This window comes from Paenirhizobium cremeum, from assembly GCF_047553425.1.
Lineage (GTDB): Bacteria > Pseudomonadota > Alphaproteobacteria > Rhizobiales > Rhizobiaceae > Allorhizobium > Allorhizobium cremeum.
Genome location: NZ_CP180217.1, coordinates 2,085,442 through 2,103,619 on the forward strand (window position 1 = coordinate 2,085,442; position 18,178 = coordinate 2,103,619).

Annotated in this window: 14 protein-coding genes; 2 read left to right on the top strand and 12 right to left on the bottom strand. The window is 62.3% G+C overall.

The features are described 5' to 3' along the window. Positions 1 to 43 precede the first annotated feature (43 nt). The 7 genes from recN to ACLBKR_RS10435 all read right to left on the bottom strand — a co-directional run bounded on the left by recN (position 44) and on the right by ACLBKR_RS10435 (position 9,115). On the bottom strand, positions 44 to 1,717 hold the full coding sequence (recN, locus tag ACLBKR_RS10405) for a DNA repair protein RecN (protein ID WP_113443513.1): 1,674 nt from the start codon (positions 1,715 to 1,717) through the stop codon (positions 44 to 46). Positions 1,718 to 1,749: 32 nt separating this feature from the next. Continuing rightward, positions 1,750 to 2,559 carry an outer membrane protein assembly factor BamD gene (locus ACLBKR_RS10410; protein WP_414901686.1) on the bottom strand — a complete coding sequence of 270 codons (810 nt, stop codon included), beginning with the start codon at positions 2,557 to 2,559 and terminating at the stop codon, positions 1,750 to 1,752. A gap of 317 nt (positions 2,560 to 2,876) precedes the next feature. Further along, positions 2,877 to 3,830: a UDP-3-O-acyl-N-acetylglucosamine deacetylase gene (gene lpxC / locus ACLBKR_RS10415; RefSeq protein WP_113439081.1), complete on the bottom strand. Its 954-nt coding sequence runs from the start codon at positions 3,828 to 3,830 to the stop codon at positions 2,877 to 2,879. 265 nt (positions 3,831 to 4,095) lie between these two features. Then, positions 4,096 to 5,841 carry a cell division protein FtsZ gene (gene ftsZ, locus ACLBKR_RS10420; RefSeq protein ID WP_112828247.1) on the bottom strand — a complete coding sequence of 582 codons (1,746 nt, stop codon included), beginning with the start codon at positions 5,839 to 5,841 and terminating at the stop codon, positions 4,096 to 4,098. 99 nt (positions 5,842 to 5,940) lie between these two features. After that, positions 5,941 to 7,272, bottom strand: a complete 1,332-nt coding sequence (gene ftsA / locus ACLBKR_RS10425) for a cell division protein FtsA (protein WP_112828031.1) — start codon at positions 7,270 to 7,272, stop codon at positions 5,941 to 5,943. After that, positions 7,269 to 8,201, bottom strand: coding sequence for a cell division protein FtsQ/DivIB (locus ACLBKR_RS10430; RefSeq protein ID WP_414901689.1), 933 nt, complete (start codon positions 8,199 to 8,201; stop codon positions 7,269 to 7,271). The genes ftsA and ACLBKR_RS10430 overlap by 4 nt, the downstream gene beginning before the upstream one ends. Continuing rightward, entirely contained in the window at positions 8,189 to 9,115 is a 927-nt protein-coding gene (locus tag ACLBKR_RS10435; protein WP_113447270.1) for a D-alanine--D-alanine ligase, read from the bottom strand. The genes ACLBKR_RS10430 and ACLBKR_RS10435 overlap by 13 nt, the downstream gene beginning before the upstream one ends. A 428-nt stretch (positions 9,116 to 9,543) precedes the next feature. On the opposite strand from ACLBKR_RS10435, the gene ACLBKR_RS10440 reads away from it, so the two are divergent. Further along, on the top strand, positions 9,544 to 10,851 hold the full coding sequence (locus tag ACLBKR_RS10440; protein WP_113447269.1) for an MFS transporter: 1,308 nt from the start codon (positions 9,544 to 9,546) through the stop codon (positions 10,849 to 10,851). A gap of 137 nt (positions 10,852 to 10,988) precedes the next feature. Beyond that, on the top strand, positions 10,989 to 12,083 hold the full coding sequence (locus tag ACLBKR_RS10445) for a metallophosphoesterase (RefSeq protein WP_113447268.1): 1,095 nt from the start codon (positions 10,989 to 10,991) through the stop codon (positions 12,081 to 12,083). Between the two features lie 15 nt (positions 12,084 to 12,098). Here the strand turns inward: ACLBKR_RS10445 and murB are convergent, their stop codons facing one another. The 5 genes from murB to murD are packed head-to-tail and all read right to left on the bottom strand — an operon-like array spanning position 12,099 to position 18,173. After that, a complete protein-coding gene (murB, locus tag ACLBKR_RS10450) occupies positions 12,099 to 13,073 on the bottom strand; it encodes a UDP-N-acetylmuramate dehydrogenase (protein ID WP_113424961.1) in 975 nt (324 codons plus the stop codon). Beyond that, positions 13,070 to 14,485 (bottom strand): UDP-N-acetylmuramate--L-alanine ligase, encoded by a 1,416-nt coding sequence (murC, locus tag ACLBKR_RS10455; protein ID WP_112828025.1) that lies wholly within the window; start codon positions 14,483 to 14,485, stop codon positions 13,070 to 13,072. Before murC ends, murB begins: the two co-directional genes overlap by 4 nt. After that, positions 14,485 to 15,603 carry an undecaprenyldiphospho-muramoylpentapeptide beta-N-acetylglucosaminyltransferase gene (murG, locus tag ACLBKR_RS10460; RefSeq protein ID WP_113447267.1) on the bottom strand — a complete coding sequence of 373 codons (1,119 nt, stop codon included), beginning with the start codon at positions 15,601 to 15,603 and terminating at the stop codon, positions 14,485 to 14,487. Before murG ends, murC begins: the two co-directional genes overlap by 1 nt. Before the next feature lie 4 nt (positions 15,604 to 15,607). Beyond that, positions 15,608 to 16,762 carry a putative lipid II flippase FtsW gene (gene ftsW / locus ACLBKR_RS10465; RefSeq protein ID WP_112828023.1) on the bottom strand — a complete coding sequence of 385 codons (1,155 nt, stop codon included), beginning with the start codon at positions 16,760 to 16,762 and terminating at the stop codon, positions 15,608 to 15,610. A 1-nt stretch (position 16,763) separates the two neighbouring features. After that, positions 16,764 to 18,173, bottom strand: a complete 1,410-nt coding sequence (gene murD, locus ACLBKR_RS10470; protein ID WP_414899307.1) for a UDP-N-acetylmuramoyl-L-alanine--D-glutamate ligase — start codon at positions 18,171 to 18,173, stop codon at positions 16,764 to 16,766. Positions 18,174 to 18,178: the final 5 nt, after the last annotated feature.

Genomic DNA, 18,178 nt, shown 5'->3' on the forward strand with positions numbered 1-18,178 from the left:
CAGATAAAGCAATCTGCGCCTTGCATCGGAACAGATCAGGCCGTCAGCCCTCGCCAGCAAGAAGCTTGGCGGCAGCGGCCCTTGCCTCGTCCGTGATCGAGGCACCTGCCAGCATGCGGGCAATCTCCTCCCGGCGCCGCTCCGGCTCCATGGTCGCAACCCGCGTCGCGATCTTGTCGCCCGCCTCACCGGTCGGCCCCTTGGAGATCAGCAGATGGGTCCCGGCACGTGCAGCAACCTGCGGCGCATGCGTGACGGAAAGAACCTGCACCTTTGCCGAAAGCCGTTTCAGCCGTTGACCGATGGCATCGGCAACCGCGCCGCCGACGCCCGTATCGATCTCGTCGAAGACCAGGGTCGGCGCCGAACCGCGATCGGCAAGCGCCACCTTCAGCGCCAGCAGGAAGCGAGAGAGTTCGCCGCCCGAGGCAACCTTCATGATCGGTCCGGGCCTGGTTCCGGGGTTCGTCTGGACGTGGAACTCGACGGTATCGATCCCCTCGGCGGTCGCAGCAGCGGCATCGGTCGCGACTTCCACCATGAAACGGGCGCGCTCCAGCTTCAGCGCCGGCAACTCCGCCATCACCGCCTCGGAAAGCGCCGATGCGGCGTTGCGGCGCTTGTCGGACAAGGCGACCGCGAGATGATCGTAATGCGCACGCGCCGCCGCCACGGCGGCCTCAAGCTCGCCCAGGCGCTCCTCGCCGGCATCCAGTTCGGCAAGGTCGCCTACCATCTTTTCCGCCAGCGCCGGCAGGTCGGCAACGGATACCGAATATTTCCGGCCCGCCGCCCTCAGGGCGAAAAGCCTTTCTTCGACACGCTCCAGTTCATGGGGATCGAATTCGGTACGTCTAAGCGCAGCCTCGACCTCCATCTGAGCGTTGGAAAGGTGATCGAGCGCAGCGTCGAGCAATTGAACCGTGTCTTCCAGAAGGCCCGGCGCTTCATGGCTCTTGCGCTCCAGCCTTCGGACCAGAGATGCAATCAGCGGTACGGGAGAGGCATGGCCGTTCAGGAACTCGGACGCTTCCGAGATGTCGCTGGCGATTCGCTCGGACTTCTGCATGATCGTGCGGCGTTCGGCGAGCGCGTCCTCCTCGCCATCCACCGGGGCAAGCTTTTCGAGTTCCTCGACGGAAGCCCGCAAGTAATCCGCCTCGCGGGCGGCGGCCTCGACACGAGCCCGGTGCGCCTTCAGCACCCGGTCCGCCTCGCGCCAACGACGATAGGCGTCGCCAAGGGTGACGACATCGTCGGAAAGCCCGGCAAAGGCATCGAGCAGCATCCGGTGCGCATCGGTGTCGACCAACGCCCGGTCGTCATGCTGTCCGTGGATTTCGACGAGCAACTGCCCGGCCTGCCGCATCAGCTGCACGGAAACCGGCTGGTCGTTTATGTAGGCGCGCGTACGACCGTCCGCCGACTGGATGCGCCGAAAGATGAGATCGCCGTCATCGTCCACCCCATTGCCGCGCAGGAGCGTTCGGGCGGGATGATCGCCCTCGACGTCGAAGACGGCGGTGACCTGCCCCTTCTCTTCGCCATGGCGCACCAGGGAGCCATCGCCGCGCCCGCCGAGCGCAAGCGAAAGACTGTCGAGCAGGATGGACTTGCCGGCGCCGGTCTCGCCGGTCAGAACCGACAGCCCCGCCTCGAAGGCAAGATCCAGCCGCTCGATCAGAACGATATCGCGGATCGACAACTGGACCAGCATGGATGCCTCATCTCACCTGGATGTCGGGTGTCTCAGCTCCCGAGCAGGAGCTTCTTGCCGGCGCGCGAAATCCACGAACCCGCGTTCTCGCGCGGTTCCAGACCGCCGCTCTGGAGCAGCTTGTAGGAATCGGCATACCACTGGCTGTCCGGATAGTTGTGGCCGAGAACGGCCGCGGCGGTCTGCGCTTCCTGCACGACGCCCATCGCGTAATAGGCCTCGACGAGGCGCGCCAGCGCTTCCTCGATCTGGTTCGTGTTCGGATATTTTTCGACGACCGTACGGAAACGGGAGATCGAGGCCAGGTATTCCTTGCGCTCGAGATAATAACGGCCGACCTGCATCTCCTTGCCGGCGAGTTGGTCGCGCGCGAAGCGGATCTTCGCCTGCGCGTCGTCGACATATTCCGAATCGGGATACTGGTCGACGACCTTCTGCATCGTCTCGATGGTCTTCACCGAATTCTTCTGGTCCTGTGTGACGTTGGAAATCTGTTTCCAGTAGGACAGACCGACGAGATACTGCACGTAGGCGGCGTCATCGGACTTCGGATAGAGATTGAGATAGCGGTTGCCCGTCGATACCGCTTCGGTATAGCGGGCAAGACGGTATTTCACGAAGGTGCTCATCACCAGCGACTTGCGGGCGGGCTCTGAGAACGGATGCTGTGCATCGACGGCGTCGAACTTGCGCGACGCTTCGGCCATATTGCCGGCCTTGATGTTGGCAAGGCCCTGATTGTAGAGGGTTTCCGGCGGATCGGTATCGACGCCGAGCTTGGTGATGTCGATATCGGGATCGGACTGGCAGGCGGCGAGCAACCCGCCGGATACAGTCATCATCACACAAATGCTGGCAATACGTGCTGCTTTCTTCACAGTGACCGACCTTAAATGACTCATTCGACAGATCCCGATTGCAGCGCCGTTTGAAAAGCCGTCGCTTTCAAATGGCGTTTCTAGCCACAAAAGCGGCGGGAGAGCAACGCAATGATCGCGATTTAACGCATTTTTGTGGCGATCCAGAAGGAAAACCCGGAATTGGTCCGCAACCTTCGACTGGAGCGACCGGCAAGCGCTGAATACGTATCGTCCCGCCCTCGGGAGAAGGCGGGACAAAACGACGAAACCCTTGTGAAATCGAGGAAAGCTGCGTCCTCTCAGGCAGACCAGGGAGCAAATTCCGGAACATTGACGGCGACGAATTCACGCGCCCTCGCCTGCTGGCTGCGGGCCGGAGCCTCGACCACTTCGTAAGCGTCGCGATTCTCCAGAAGAGCCTTCAATGCATTGGCGTTGAGTTTGTGGCCGCCGCGATAGGAACGGTAGCAGCCGATGAACTGCGCACCGGCAAGAGCAAGATCGCCAACGGCGTCGAGCGTCTTGTGACGCACAAACTCGTCCGCGTAGCGAAGCCCCTCGACATTGATGACGGTATCGTCGTCAGAAATGACCACCGAGTTTTCCAGCGAGGAGCCAAGCGCAAAGCCGGCAGCCCAGAGGCGCTCCACATCCCGCATGAAACCGAAGGTCCGAGCCCGCGACAATTCGCTCTTGAAGGTCGCAGCCGTCAGGTCGCCCTGCCAGCTCTGCCGACCGATCAACGGCGACGTAAAATCGATCTCGACCTCGAAACGGGTCCCGTCATACGGACGGAACTCCGCCCAGGAAGCACCGGCTTCGATACGAACCGGCTTGGTAACCCGGATATAGCGGCGCTTGACACCGAGATTGCTGATGCCGACCTGCTCGATCGCCTCGATGAAAACTTCGGAGCTGCCGTCCATAATCGGCATTTCCGCACCGTCGACCTCGATCACGAGATTGTCGATGCCGAGCGCGTATATGGCCGCCATGACATGTTCGATGGTTGCGACCGAACGGGCAGGCGAGGTGCCGAGCACCGTGCAAAGATCGGTATTGCCGACCTGCGAGGAAACCGCCTTGTATTCGGCCTGCGTACCGTCTTCGAACAACCGCACGAAGACGATGCCGGTGCCGGCTTCTGCAGGCTGAAGATTGATTGTCACCGACCGCCCGGAATGCACACCGATGCCCGTCAGGCTGAGCGGTGCCGCGATGGTCGTCTGAAATCCGAGCAATGCGATTGCCATGAATACTGCCTCTGTCTTCCGGCCGTCGGCGCCTAGGCGCGACTGGTCTTTCATTCTCCGGACAAGCCGCCCCACGGCGCACCCTGTCCACGTGTCGATCCTTTCATACGGCGGGCTCGCCGACATTCCAAATCACTGTTCGTTTCCGATTGTTACGATCCAATGAGTTTGAAAACAAAAGACAATTTACACCACGAACTGCGGCCTGAAACAAAGGAAGCCCGGGCTCTCGCCCGGGCTCCGAATTCGCTTCGTAAGGCCGCCCTTAATTCGACTGGCGACGCAGGAAGGCCGGGATTTCCAGCTCGTCGTCACCGCCATGGGCAGCACGCGCGGCCGGCACCTGCCGACCCTGGTCGTCGAGCTGACCGCGGCGCGGAGCATAAAGGCTCGCCTCGGCCGACAGCGGACGACGCTGAGGCTGTGCGACCGGAGCAGGCGCCGGAACGTCGGCGGCAACCTGCTCGCCTTCCTGATGGCCGACAAGCGAATTGGTGATTCGCTTCAGCAGGCCCATCGGACCGCGCTCGTCGTGAGCGGCCGGCGCGGCACGCTGGTCCATCTCGGCGCGGACGACCGGCGGGAAATCCTCGACCTTCGGCATGCGGACCTGCTCGACCGTCTGGCGGGCGACCGGAACAACCGGCTCGTGACGGAGCGGAGCGGAAGCCATCGGCTGCGGGGCCGGTGCAGCCATCGGAGCGACCGGGCGGCTCACCATCGGGGCAGGCATCGGTTCCGCCATGCGCGGAGCCGGTGCGGGTTCCGCAACCGGGGTTGCGAACAGGCGGCTGGCCGGACGGAATTCCGGTTCGGCAACCGGCTGCTGAACCGGTGTGGCTGCAGCCTGGCGGGCGACGGCGATTTCAAGTTCACGCTCCATTTCGGCTTCAGCCGAGCGGATGGTTTCGGCGACCGGGTCAACGGTCTTGGGTGCCTGCGCCATTGCAGGCTGATATGCGGCCGGAGCCGGAGCAACGGCCGCGGAAGGACGCATAACGGGCTTGGAAAGCGGTGCAGCTTCGAAGCCCTTGGAAGCGAGGGCAGCACGGTCGATGCCGGTCGCAACGACCGAAACGCGGATGATGCCTTCCAGCGCTTCGTCGAAGGTCGCGCCGAGGATGATGTTCGCATCCGGATCGACTTCCTCGCGGATACGGGTCGCGGCTTCGTCGACTTCGAAGAGCGTGAGGTCGCGGCCACCGGTGATGGAGATCAGGAGGCCCTGAGCGCCCTTCATCGAGGTTTCGTCCAGCAGCGGGTTGGCGATTGCTGCCTCCGCGGCCTGCATCGCGCGGCCCTGGCCCGAAGCCTCGCCTGTACCCATCATTGCACGGCCCATTTCGCGCATGACCGAGCGGACGTCGGCGAAGTCGAGGTTGATGAGACCTTCCTTCACCATCAGGTCGGTAATGCATGCAACGCCGGAGTAGAGCACCTGGTCGGCCATCGCGAAGGCGTCGGCGAAGGTGGTCTTGTCGTTGGCGATGCGGAAGAGGTTCTGGTTCGGAATGACGATCAGGGTGTCGACGGACTTCTGAAGTTCCTCGATGCCCTGTTCGGCGAGCCGCATACGGCGGGCGCCTTCGAAGTGGAACGGCTTGGTGACCACGCCGACCGTCAGGATGCCCTTGTTGCGGGCTGCCTGTGCGACGACCGGGGCTGCACCGGTACCCGTGCCGCCGCCCATGCCGGCGGTGACGAAGCACATGTGCGTACCGTTCAGGTGATCGATGATCTCATCGATGCACTCTTCGGCGGCAGCGCGGCCGACTTCCGGCTGCGAACCGGCGCCGAGGCCTTCCGTAACGTTGACGCCGAGCTGGATGATGCGTTCGGCCTTCGTCATGGTCAGCGCCTGGGCATCCGTGTTGGCGACGACGAAGTCGACACCCTGTAGGCCCGCGGTAATCATGTTGTTGACGGCGTTGCCGCCGCCGCCCCCGACACCGAACACGGTGATCCTGGGCTTCAGCTCGGTAATGTCTGGCTTCTGCAGCTTGATGGTCATGGTACCAGTTCCTTCTCTTTCCGGCCGCATCGCCACGCCGGCCATGTCATTTCAACTCTTTCGCCCGGCGGCCCGCCCTGCGGGACCGACGGACTGAACTCAAAAACTCTCTTTCAGCCATTGGCCCATGCGGGCGATACGGCTGTTGCCGTTACCGAAGGGCGAGAACAATCCCGCCTGCCCGGCATGGGTCTCCTGATCTGCAACTTGCGGATAAATCATCAATCCGACAGCGGTCGAAAAAGCGGGACCCTTGGCCGCGGCCGGGAGGCCGGCGACACCCATTGGGCGCCCGATTCGCACGTTGCGGGCAAGGATGCGGCGCGCAGCTTCGGGAAGGCCCGTCAGCTGGCTTGCGCCACCCGTCAAAACGACTCGCTTGCCGACAACCGGCGAGAAGCCCGACTTCTGAATCCGATCACGCAGAAGTTCAAGAGTCTCTTCGATGCGGGCGCGAATAATCCGCGTCAGCAGCGCCTTCGGCACCTGGGTCGGCTGATCGCGATCATCCTCGCCGATCGGCGGAATGGAAAGCACATCACGCTCGTCGGCGCCGTTCGCAAGGGCGGAACCATGGACCACCTTGAGACGTTCGGCGTCTTCGATCCGGGTCGACAGACCGCGCGCAACGTCGGTGGTGACGTGATGGCCACCGAGCGCGATCGCATCGGTATGGATCAGCTTGCCCTCGGCGAAGACGGAGATCGTCGTCATGCCGCCACCCATGTCGATGGCGGCGCAGCCGAGTTCGACCTCATCGTCGACCAGGGCGGCAAGACCGCTCGCATAAGGCGTTGCAACAACGCCCTCGACCGTCAGGTGAGCGCGGTTGATGCAAAGTTCGAGGTTCCGAAGCGCGGCGCGCTCCGCCGTCACGACATGCATGTCGACCCCGAGCGCGTCGCCATACATGCCGAGCGGATCGCGGATTCCACGTTCGCCATCCAGCGAGAAACCCGTCGGCAGAGAATGCAGCACGGCCCGGTCCGAACCCTGCGACTGCTGGCCGGCGGCAACGAGAACCTTGCGCAGGTCGCCCGATTCGACTTCCTGTCCGCCGAGGTCGATGGTCGCCGTATAAACGTCCGAACCGATGCGGCCGGCAGAAACGTTGACGATCAGGCTTTCGACGGTCAGCCCGGCCATCCGCTCGGCAGCGTCCACCGCCAGGCGAACGACGTTTTCGACGGCATCGAGATCGGCGATCACCCCGGATTTGACGCCGCGAGAGCGCTGGTGACCGATACCGATGATTTCGACGTTATGCGTGCGACCGGGCAGGACGGAGCTTTCCTTGCGCGGGGTGAGCCGGCCGATCATGCAGACGACCTTGCTGGAGCCGATATCCAGCACCGAGACCACATGGGTACGCTTCGAAGAGAGCGGCTTGATGCGCGGGAGACCGAAATGGGAGCTTCCGAACAGATTCATATGTTCTGCCCCGCCTTCTTGAGTGCCTTGCGACGTTCCTCGACCGCCGCCAACCGGCGCTCCTGCGCCTCCGGCGTCAGCTGAACGGTTGTGCGATCGGGCAGCCGCAAATCGACGGCCGCTATATCACGGGAGAGAATCTGCTGTTCCGCATCGAGACGGGAAAGCCGGGCGAGAGCGTCTGAAACCCCTTCTTCCGGAAGCTTCACCACGACACCGTTGTCGAGGTGGATATCCCAGCGGCGACCGGCAACGCGGACATAGGCTTTGATCCGCGAGGCAACCTCGGGAAACCTGGCGAACTCCTTCTCGACTTCGGAAGCAGCCGTCTCGGCATCACGCCCCACGAAAAGCGGCAGGCTTGCAAACTTGTTGTCGCGCAGCGGCGCAATCACGCTGCCGGACTTCTCGATCAGGGAAAGCTCCGTGCCATGCTGCCAGATTCCGTAGGCCTTGCGCTCGCGAAGAGCGACCTCGACGCGGGACGGATACACCTTGCGAACCTCTGCCGATTCGACCCAGGGCAACTCGGTGAGCGACTGACGAGCCGCCGCAATATCGAGACCGAGAAGACTCGTCGAACCATCAAGACCAAGAAGCTGAAGAATGTCGATCTCCGAGGTCTGCTCGTTGCCGGAAACCTTTACATCCTCGATCGCAAAACCCGCAAACGACGTGATCGCCTGACTGACCGCAGGACCATGCCCACCGACAACCACGCCGTAAACAGCAATGGCAGAGTAAAAACCAACGAGAGAAACCTTGCCCGTATGGGCCGGAATTGCGATTCGCCCCGAGCAGAGGCTGACGACAAAGCGCACGACGCGCCGCAACGGACGCGGCAAAACCACACCTTCCGCGGAAGCCGCAGAGGCATGCGCGGCATGCGCCGCAAACTCCCCTGACCTATCGCCCCTTACCGCAAACAAGACGCGTCCTCCACCATCCACCGGACAAATTCACCGAAGCCCATACCCATATGAGCAGCCATTTCAGGCACCAGCGACGTCGGAGTCATCCCAGGCTGGGTATTAATCTCCAGCCAGATGAGCTCACCGTCTTCGGAGAGGCGATCATCGAAACGAAAATCGGATCGACTAACCCCTCGGCACCCGATTGCTTGATGCGCCTTAAGTGCCAATGATTGTATTTTTTGGTAAATTTTCGGTGAAATTTCTGCAGGAAGCACGTGCCGCGAACCACCGGCGACATATTTGGAATCGTAATCGTAGAAGCTATGCCCCTGCGGCACGATCTCCGTCACACCAAGCGGCCTGTCGCCCATGACGCCACAGGTCAGCTCGCGCCCCGCAACGTAGTGCTCGACCATGACCCGATCGCCATAGCGCCACTCACTGGACTGCAGCGATTGGGGTGGATGCGCCATATCCTCGCGAACGATGACGACGCCGAAGCTGGAACCTTCGCGAACCGGCTTCACCACATAGGGCGGAGCAATCGGATGTACCGTCCCGATGTCGAAGCGCATCATCACCTTCGCCTCGGCAACCGGAATTCCGGCATTGGCCGCAACGATCTTCGCCTGAGCCTTGTCCATGGCCAGCGCCGAGGCCAGAACGCCCGAATGCGTATAGGGGATCTGCAGGTATTCGAGAACGCCCTGAACGGTGCCATCCTCACCGAAAGGGCCATGCAGTGCATTGAAAGCGACATCCGGACGAAGATCGGAAAGCACCTGACCGATATCGCGTCCGACATCGACGCGGGTCACACGGTAGCCGACGGATTCGAGCGCCTCCGCACAGGCAGCCCCGGAAGAAAGGCTGACCGGCCTCTCCGAGGAAAGGCCCCCCATCAGGACGGCTACATGCTTGCCACTCATCAACGCCCCCGCAGGAAAAAATAAAACATACTGATCGACCTCAAGCCGGAAGCGGACTCAGATGATGACCGCCTCGACCGTTGTCTTAGTAAAACGACATTAAGGTTAATGAAGTGTTTACTTTCGTTAACCGCCCGGCTTCAAACGGCCCGATTTTAACGAAAAATTCGACGCTCCTGCATTTCGAGCACTGGCTTTTTTCACACACGCCGGATCGGTTCCGACCGCAAGAACAAGTGCATCCGCCGAATCGGTAACCTGCCGTTTCAAAACGATAATCAGGGTTAGGCGGCAACTTTGTGGCCATGTGGCGGTCGCCATCATTCCATTTCTTGCAAACTTGACGCTTTACAAGCAGGAAAATTGTATTAATGAGCACGCGACCTTTCCTAAGGTGTCGTTAAGAAAATCCCGAACTGGAAAATGAAATGACAGACGCGATATCCCAGGTATCGCCGACTGCGACCACGTCTTCCGGCAACGCCGCACCGAATTCCCCCGCGCGCGTGCTGATGGCCAGTCTGGTCGGCACGACGATCGAGTTCTTCGATTTTTATGTCTACGCAACCGCGGCCGTCCTGGTCTTCCCGACGCTGTTCTTCCCGAACAACGATCCGACCACCGCGCTGCTCGCCTCCTTCGCCACCTTCTCCATCGCCTTCTTCGCCCGTCCGCTCGGCGCCGTCGTCTTCGGCCATTTCGGCGACCGCATCGGCCGCAAGACGACGCTGGTAGCGGCCCTTCTGACGATGGGCATCTCCACCGTCGTCATCGGCCTTTTGCCGAGCTACGAGCAGATCGGCGTGATCGCACCGCTGCTGCTGGCGCTCTGCCGGTTCGGCCAGGGTTTCGGCCTCGGCGGCGAATGGGGCGGCGCAGTGCTGCTTGCCACCGAGAACGCGCCGGAAGGCAAGCGCAACTGGTACGCCATGTTCCCGCAACTCGGCGCCCCGGTCGGCCTGTTCCTCTCCTCCGGCATGTTCTGGCTGCTGCTGCAGGTCATCTCCAAGGACGCCCTGCTCGCCTGGGGCTGGCGCGTTCCCTTCCTCGCCTCCACTCTGCTGATCGTGCTCGGCCTGTGGGTGCGCTTCTCGATCAGCGAGACGCCGGCATTCCAGAAGGCGATCGACACGCAGGAGCGTGTGGCTGTTCCGGCCGCGGAGGTGTTCACCAGGTACAAGCGCAGCCTGTTCCTCGGCACCTTCGTGGCGCTCGTCACCTTCGTGCTGTTCTATATCGGCACGGCCTGGCTGCTGTCTTACAACGTCAAGGTTCTGCAGATCCCCTTCCTCGACGCGCTGGAAATCCAGATCCTCGGCGCCGTGGTCTTCGGCATCTTCATCCCGCTGACCGGCAAGGTGGGAGACCGCGTCGGCCGCCGCCTGTCGCTGATCGTCATCACGGTGCTGATCGCGCTCTTTTCCTTTGCCCTTCCCGCATTGCTGCAGGGCGGCGAAACGGGTGTCGCCGTCTTCGCCGTCGGCTCGATGGCGCTGATGGGCATGACCTATGCACTGATCGGCGCTGCACTGGCCGCCCCCTTCCCGACCAACGTCCGCTATACCGGCGCATCGCTGACCTTCAACTTCGCCGGCATCGTGGGTGCTTCGCTCGCCCCCTATATCGCCACGTGGTTGCAGGCCAATTATGGCATGACCGCCGTAGGCCTCTACCTCGGCCTTTCGGCGGTGATTACCCTGGCATGCATCCTGCTTTCGGGCCGGGAAGAGGTCTGAGCGCCTGAATCAGAAGAATAAAAAGGGCCGCGAAGCACCTGCTTTCGCGGCCTTTCTCTTGTTCACCATTCAAGTAACAATGACTTTTCTCTCCATGACCGGCTGCTACTATCGACAACCGGGAACGAGAGGCCGCCATGATTTCACGACGGATATTGCTGAAGGGACTACTGGCTTCGGGGTCGGTCCATACCTTTCGGCAGGCGGCGAGCGCGGCCACCATCGCCACCGACATAACCTTCCTCGTCACCAATGACGTGCATGCCTGCCGCATCGGTGAGGGGCTCAGTCCCGGCTGTGCGGAAGAAGGCAAGACGGATGAAAACCTGCTGCGTCACATCCGGGCCTTGAACGCCGTGCACCGTCTTCGCTGGCCGACCGAGATTAACGGCAAGCCAACGGCACTGGCCGGCGCCGGAACCCGGATCGCAACGCCCCGCGGCCTCATCGTTTGCGGAGACATCACCGACGATGGCGGCGGTCAGACCGCCCTTCCCCGCGAAGGAGCGCAGCTCCGGCAGTTTTCCGAGCGTTACCGGCAGGGTTCCGGTCCCGATCGCGTGCATTATCCGGTCTATGTCGGCCTCGGCAATCACGATCTCGATCAGGACGGCAAACCGCCGGAGATCAACTGGTACCGGGACGAACTGCGCGACTATGTTCGCCTGAACCACAAGCCGAGTGTCTTCTTCAAGCCGCCTCTTCCTGCCGAGAACTACGACGAGGCGTCCGACAGCTATTCCTGGAACTGGGAACGGTTGCATCTCGTCCAGCTTCAGCGTTACGCGGGCGACACCGGCAAGGGGGCGGCAAGCGGGCTGTCATGGCTGGCGCAGGATCTCAAAAGCTTCGCCGCCGACGGCAGGCCTGTCGTGCTGTTCCAGCATTACGGCTGGGACCCCTTCTCTCTCGAGCGGTGGGACCCCGTCAGGAAGACCTTCGACGACGACGGAAGCGGTCCGCCGCACTGGTGGTCGGATGCCGAAAGACTGGCCTTTGCCGATACCATCCGCGGCTACAACATCGTCGCCATCTTCCATGGCCATGAGCACGACACGCCGATGATCTATCGGAGCGCCGGCCTCGACATCGTGAAACCGACAGCCGCCTACAAGGGCGGTTTCGGCATCGTCAGGATCACGGATCGTTTCATGGATGTCGCGCTGGCTGAAACCGCGGACGAAAAAGGCGGCGTCACTTTCGTCGCCGCCTCCAGCAAGGTTCTGGGCTGACCCGCCTGAGGCCGGTTACTCGGTCGTTACACCCATGAAAGGCTTGATCTCGCGGCCCGGCATAAACATGCCGAGACGCTTGATCTCCCACTCCAGCTTGACACCGGAATGCTCGAAGACGCGCTGGCGCACGGTCTCACCGAGATATTCGAGATCGTAGCCGGTGGCATGGCCGATATTAATCATGAAATTGCAGTGCAGAGACGACATCTGCGCGCCGCCGATCATCAGGCCGCGGCAACCGGCCTCGTCGATCAATTCCCAGGCGGAATGTCCTTCCGGGTTCTTGAAGGTCGAACCGCCGGTCTTTTCCTTGACCGGCTGCACCGTTTCACGGTGATGGCGCACCGCGTCCATCTCGGCACGGATCTTGGCCTTCTCGTCAGGATAGCCCTCGAACAAGGCGCTCGTGAAGATCAGCCCGTCCGGCGCGGAGGAATGACGATAAGTGTAACCCATGTCGGCCTTGGAAAGGACATGAATATTGCCCTTGCGGTCTACCGCCTCCACCTCGACCAGCCGACCGGCGGTATCGCCACCGTTAGCGCCGGCATTCATCCTGACGGCACCGCCGATCGAACCTGGAATACCGTAGAAGAAAGCAAACCCGCCGATGTTATGATCCATCGCCATGGCCGCGATATGTTTGTCTGGGCAGATGGCGCCGGCCCGAATACGGTTCTCGCCGGCAAGTTCCACCTGACCGAAACCCTTGGCCGACAGACGGATGACGACGCCCGGAATGCCCCCGTCGCGGACCAGAAGGTTGGAGCCCACACCGACGACGGTCAGCGGCACCGATTCGGGCAGGAGCTTGAGAAAGGCAACGAGATCATCGGTATCGTGCGGCTGGAACATGAGTTCGGCCAGACCGCCCGCCTGGAACCAAGTGACGCGGTCCATCGGCGCGTCGGGCGTCAGGCGTCCCCGCAAGGCATCGACGCCCGGACCAAGCGACGCCAGAAGTTTTTCTCCATCCACCTGTTTCATGCCGACTTTCCCGAATAGGCTTCCAATTCCTTGGGCAGCGCGGCCGCCCAGTATGTGATGCTTCCAGCCCCCAACAGGACCACGAAATCGCCGGGTTGCGCAATACCCGCAACGAGCGGCGCCAACTGATCCGGTGAAGAAAGATAGCGTGCGTCGCGATGTCCGCCCGACTTGATGCGCGAAACCAGCGCCTCGGCATCGAATCCCTCGATCGGATCCTCGCCCGCCGCATAGACCGGCGCCAGGAACAGCGTATCGGCATCGTTGAAGCAGTTGGCGAAATCCTCGAACAGGCTGGCAAGGCGCGAATAGCGATGCGGCTGGTGCACGGCGATGATCCGGCCCTTGCAGGCTTCGCGCGCGGCCCTGAGCACTGCCTTGATCTCGACCGGGTGATGGCCATAGTCGTCGAAGATCTGCGCGCCGTTCCAGGTGCCCGTCAAGGTGAAGCGTCGCTTGACGCCGCCGAAGCTCGACAATCCCTTGCGGATCGCCTCTTCCGGAATATCGAGCCGGTTGGCGACGGCGATCGCGGCGCAGGCATTGGAGATGTTGTGGCGACCCGGCATCGGCAGCGTCAGGTCCTTGAAGCTGAATACGCGGCCCGTGCGGCGGCGACGGATCTCGACGTCGAAGGTTGAATGGGTGCCTTCGAGGCGGACATTCGAGAAGCGGACATCGGCCTGCGGGTTTTCGCCGTAAGTGATGACCTTGCGGTCCTCGATCTTGCCAACCAGCGCCTGCACTTCCGGATGGTCGAGGCACATGACGCCGAAACCGTAGAACGGCACGTTCTCGACGAACTGGCGGAAGGCGGCGCGCACCGCGTCGAAATTGCCGTAGTGATCGAGATGCTCGGGATCGATATTGGTGACGATCGCGACCTCCGCGGGCAGCTTCAGGAAGGTACCGTCGGACTCGTCCGCCTCGACCACCATCCACTCGCCCTCGCCCATGCGGGCATTGGTGCCATAGGCATTGATGATGCCGCCATTGATGACGGTCGGGTCCAGCCCGCCCGCTTCGAGCAGCGTCGCGACCATGGAGGTCGTCGTCGTCTTGCCATGCGTGCCGCCGATGGCGATCGCATTGCGGAAGCGCATCAATTCGGCCAGCATTTCCGCGCGGCGTACGATCGGCAGCAGCTTTTCGCGCGCGGCCACCAGCTCCGGATTGTTCTTCTTGATCGCGGTCGACACGACGACCACCTCGGCATCGCCGAGATTGGCGGCGTCATGGCCGACGAACACTTCAATGCCCTTGGCGCGCAGACGCTGTACGTTTGCGCTGTCGGCCTGGTCCGACCCCTGCACCTTGTGCCCGAGATTGTGCAGCACTTCCGCAATCCCGCTCATCCCGATGCCGCCGATCCCGATAAAATGGACCAGCCCGATGGACTTCGGCATTTTCATTAATTGGCTCCCTTCAAGTCGGCCACGCCTTTGCCTGCGGCAATAGCCTCAACCAGATCGGCGAGCAAGCGCGCAGCGTCCGGCTTGCCTGCAGTTTTCGCAGCTTCCGCCATTTTGCCAAGCTTTTCGGGTTCCTGCATGGCATCGCTCAACAGATGCGCGAGGCGCTCGGGACTAAGCTCCGACTGGGCGATCACCTTGGCGCCACCCGTCGCCGCAAGTGCCGCCGCGTTCGCCGCCTGGTCATGATCCAGCGCATAGGGATAGGGCACGAGGATCGACGGCCGGCCGATCACCGCAAGCTCGGAAACGGTCGAAGCGCCGGAACGGCAGATCACCAGATGCGCGGCCGCGAGCCTTGCTGCCATGTCGGTGAAGAAGGGCTGAATCTCCGAAGCGATGCCAAGCTTTGTCGAGCAGGCTGTCACCCGGTCCAGATCCTCGGGCCTCGCCTGCTGGGTCACGCTGAGGCGCCTGCGCAGGCCCTCGTCGAGCAGGCTGATGGCATTCGGCACGGCAGCCGAGAAATATTGCGCGCCCTGGCTTCCGCCGAAGACCACCAGCCGGAACGGCTGACCTTCGAGGGAGGGCTGGTAGGGCACCGACGATGCGGCAATAACAGCCGGGCGCACGGGATTGCCGGTGACAACGGTCTTGGAGGCGAATGTCCCGCCTTCCTGAAGGAACCCGCCGGCAATCGCCTTCACGCGGGAGGCAAGCGCCTTGTTGGCGCGCCCCATCACCGCGTTCTGTTCGTGAACGACCGTCGGCACTCCCAGTCCCGCGGCCGCCATAAGCGGCGGCACAGTCGGATAACCGCCGAAACCGACGACGGCCTTCGGTTTCAGCCGGCGGATAAGCGCCTTGGCCTGCCGGAAGCCCTTCCAGAGCGACAGCAGCGCCTTGGCAAATGCAATCGGGTTCTTCGACCCGATCGTCGCCGAGGCGACCGTGTGGATCGCTTCCGCCGGAAACTTGCCGGCATAGCGCTCGGCCCGGCTGTCCGTCACCAGATGAACCGAGTAACCGCGCTCTATGAGGGTGTGCGCCAGCGCCTCGGCCGGAAACAGATGACCGCCGGTTCCCCCGGCGGCTAGAAGGATGATGCCCTTGGTCATCGTCTTACTCCGCCGGGACGCCGTGAGCGGCCCGGAACAGGCTGCGTTCCTGCGCCCGCTTCTCCGGCCGCCGCCGCGTCAGCGCCAAAATGAACCCGGCGGTCACGCAAATCGCGATCATCGAGGAACCGCCATAGGAGATCAACGGCAGGGTCATGCCCTTCGCCGGCAGCAGTTCGAGATTGACGCCGATGTTAATCATCGACTGCACGCCGATCTGCAGAACGAGACCAGCGACCGCAAAACGGTTGAAATCGTTTCGTTCCTTGAAGGCGTGGCTGAGGCCGCGGATCACCAGAAACGCAAAGATCGCCACCAGCACCATGCAGAACACGATGCCGAATTCTTCCGCCGCGACCGAGAAGATAAAGTCCGTGTGGCTGTCGGGAATGATCCGCTTGACGATGCCCTCTCCCGGCCCCTGCCCGAACCAGTCGCCGCGAATGATGGCCTCACGGGCGGTATCCACCTGGAAGGTGTCGCCTTCGCCGGTAAGGAAGCGGTCGATACGGCCGGTCACGTGCGGCAGCGTAAGGTAAGCGCCGAAAATACCTGCTGCGCCGAGGCCCCCGAGAAGGGAAATCCAGAACCATGGCACGCCCGCCATGAAGAACATGCCGCCCCATACGACGGAGGTCAGGATGGTCTGGCCGAAGTCCGGCTGGGCGATGAGCAGAGCCGCAACGATGCCGAAAAGGATGATGGCAAAGAGATTACCCGGGATTTCCGGCTGGCGCGTATGCTCCGAAAACAGCCAGGCGCAGATGACGACGAAGGCCGGTTTCATGAATTCCGAAGGCTGGATGGAAATACCGGCGATGGTGATCCAGCGCCGGGCGCCCTTGACCTCGATCCCGAAGAACAGTGCCAGCACCATCATGGCCAGCGAGACGGCGAGCAGCACCATGGCGGTGCGCCGAACCTGACGCGGGCTGAGGAAGGAAAGTCCGATCATCACGCCGAGGGCCGGCAGCATGAAGGCCGCGTGCCGCTTGACGAAAAAGAAGCTGTCGAGCCCCAGACGCTCCGCAACCGCGGGCGAGGCCGCGAAGGAGAGCATGAAGCCGATCCCCATCAGCAGGATGAAGGTAATCATGAACAATCGGTCGATCGTCCAGAACCAGTCTGCGACGGGGCCCCTCTCCGCGCGGCTTACCATATCATTTGCCTCCTGTTGGCACGTCGACCAGCATCGTCACGCCGGAAAGGGCGGCGACATGGCCGACAAAGGCATCGCCGCGCACTTCGAAATTCTTGTACTGGTCGAAGCTTGCGCAAGCCGGGGATAACATCACGGCAACCGGACCGCCGTCGGCGGCTGCGTCGGCCGCGGCATGGGCGACAGCCATATCGAGCGTGCCCGAAATTTCATAAGGAACCGTTTCACCGAGCGTTACGGCAAAGGCGGAAGCAGCTTCACCGATCAGATAGGCCTTGGCGATACGCGGAAAGAGCGGCGCAAGACTGGCGATGCCACCTTCCTTGGGTAATCCGCCGGCGATCCAGTAGATCCGGTCGTAGCTCGATAGCGCGGGTGCGGCCGCCTCGGCATTCGTCGCCTTCGAATCATTGACGAAGACCACCTCGCCACGACGGCCGATGGGTTGCATACGATGTTTCAGGCCGGCGAAGGATTGGAGCCCAGCCCGAACCTCATCCGGAGACAAGCCGACGGCAAGGCAGGCTGCGATCGCTGCCGCCGCATTTTGCGCATTGTGAGCGCCCCTCAGCGTCTGGATGCCGTTGAGGTCGGCCAGAACCGACGTGGCGCCGCCATGGGCCTCGATGATCCGATGACCGTCATTGTAGAGGCCATTCGCAAGCGGCTGACGCTTCGAAATGCGCACCACCTTCTTTCCGGCGCGTTCGACACGGTCGGCGATCAGTTCGCAATAGCTGTCGTCCATTCCGACGACCGCCGTATCGCTGCCTGCGACCAGTCGTTCCTTGACATCGGCATAATGCTGGATCGTGCCATGCCGGTCGAGGTGATCGGGCGTGACGTTGAGCAGGATGCCGGCGGAGGGATTAAGCGTCGGTGCGAGGTCGATCTGGTAGGATGAGCATTCGACCACAAAGAAACGGCCGTCCTGCGGCGGATCGAGCGTCAGCACGGCCCGGCCGATATTGCCTCCGAGCTGAGCGTCGCGACCGCTGGCGGACAGGATATGGGCGATCAGCGCGGTCGTCGTCGATTTTCCGTTCGTGCCGGTGATCGCGATGAACGGGCAATGGGGCGCGTGCGCCCTGCGCTCCCGCACGAAGATCTCGACATCGCCGATAATTTCGACACCCTCGGCCCTGGCAAGCGCCACCGACCAGTGCGGTTTCGGATGGGTGAGCGGCACACCGGGAGAGAGCACGAAGCTCGCGACCGTCTTCCAGTCAATGCCGTGCAGATCCTGCGTGACGATGCCTTCGACGGCAGCTTTCGCCACACTGTCGGGGTTGTCGTCCCAGGCGATGACCTCGGCTCCACCGGCAACCAGCGATTTGGCCGTCGCCAGGCCGGAACCGCCGAGCCCGAAGAGTGCGACCTTCTTACCCTTGAAGGTGGTGGCCGGGATCATCTCGG

Excerpts from the sequence above, each read along its gene's own strand:
- recN (WP_113443513.1), bottom strand. The coding sequence starts at position 1,717 with ATGCTGGTCCAGTTGTCGATCCGCGATATCGTTCTGATCGAGCGGCTG.
- ACLBKR_RS10410 (WP_414901686.1), bottom strand. The coding sequence starts at position 2,559 with ATGATGACTGTATCCGGCGGGTTGCTCGCCGCCTGCCAGTCCGATCCC.
- lpxC (WP_113439081.1), bottom strand. The coding sequence starts at position 3,830 with ATGGCAATCGCATTGCTCGGATTTCAGACGACCATCGCGGCACCGCTC.
- ftsZ (WP_112828247.1), bottom strand. The coding sequence starts at position 5,841 with ATGACCATCAAGCTGCAGAAGCCAGACATTACCGAGCTGAAGCCCAGG.
- ftsA (WP_112828031.1), bottom strand. The coding sequence starts at position 7,272 with ATGAATCTGTTCGGAAGCTCCCATTTCGGTCTCCCGCGCATCAAGCCG.
- ACLBKR_RS10435 (WP_113447270.1), bottom strand. The coding sequence starts at position 9,115 with ATGAGTGGCAAGCATGTAGCCGTCCTGATGGGGGGCCTTTCCTCGGAG.
- ACLBKR_RS10440 (WP_113447269.1), top strand. The coding sequence starts at position 9,544 with ATGACAGACGCGATATCCCAGGTATCGCCGACTGCGACCACGTCTTCC.
- ACLBKR_RS10445 (WP_113447268.1), top strand. The coding sequence starts at position 10,989 with ATGATTTCACGACGGATATTGCTGAAGGGACTACTGGCTTCGGGGTCG.
- murB (WP_113424961.1), bottom strand. The coding sequence starts at position 13,073 with ATGAAACAGGTGGATGGAGAAAAACTTCTGGCGTCGCTTGGTCCGGGC.
- murC (WP_112828025.1), bottom strand. The coding sequence starts at position 14,485 with ATGAAAATGCCGAAGTCCATCGGGCTGGTCCATTTTATCGGGATCGGC.
- murG (WP_113447267.1), bottom strand. The coding sequence starts at position 15,603 with ATGACCAAGGGCATCATCCTTCTAGCCGCCGGGGGAACCGGCGGTCAT.
- ftsW (WP_112828023.1), bottom strand. The coding sequence starts at position 16,762 with ATGGTAAGCCGCGCGGAGAGGGGCCCCGTCGCAGACTGGTTCTGGACG.
- murD (WP_414899307.1), bottom strand. The coding sequence starts at position 18,173 with ATGATCCCGGCCACCACCTTCAAGGGTAAGAAGGTCGCACTCTTCGGG.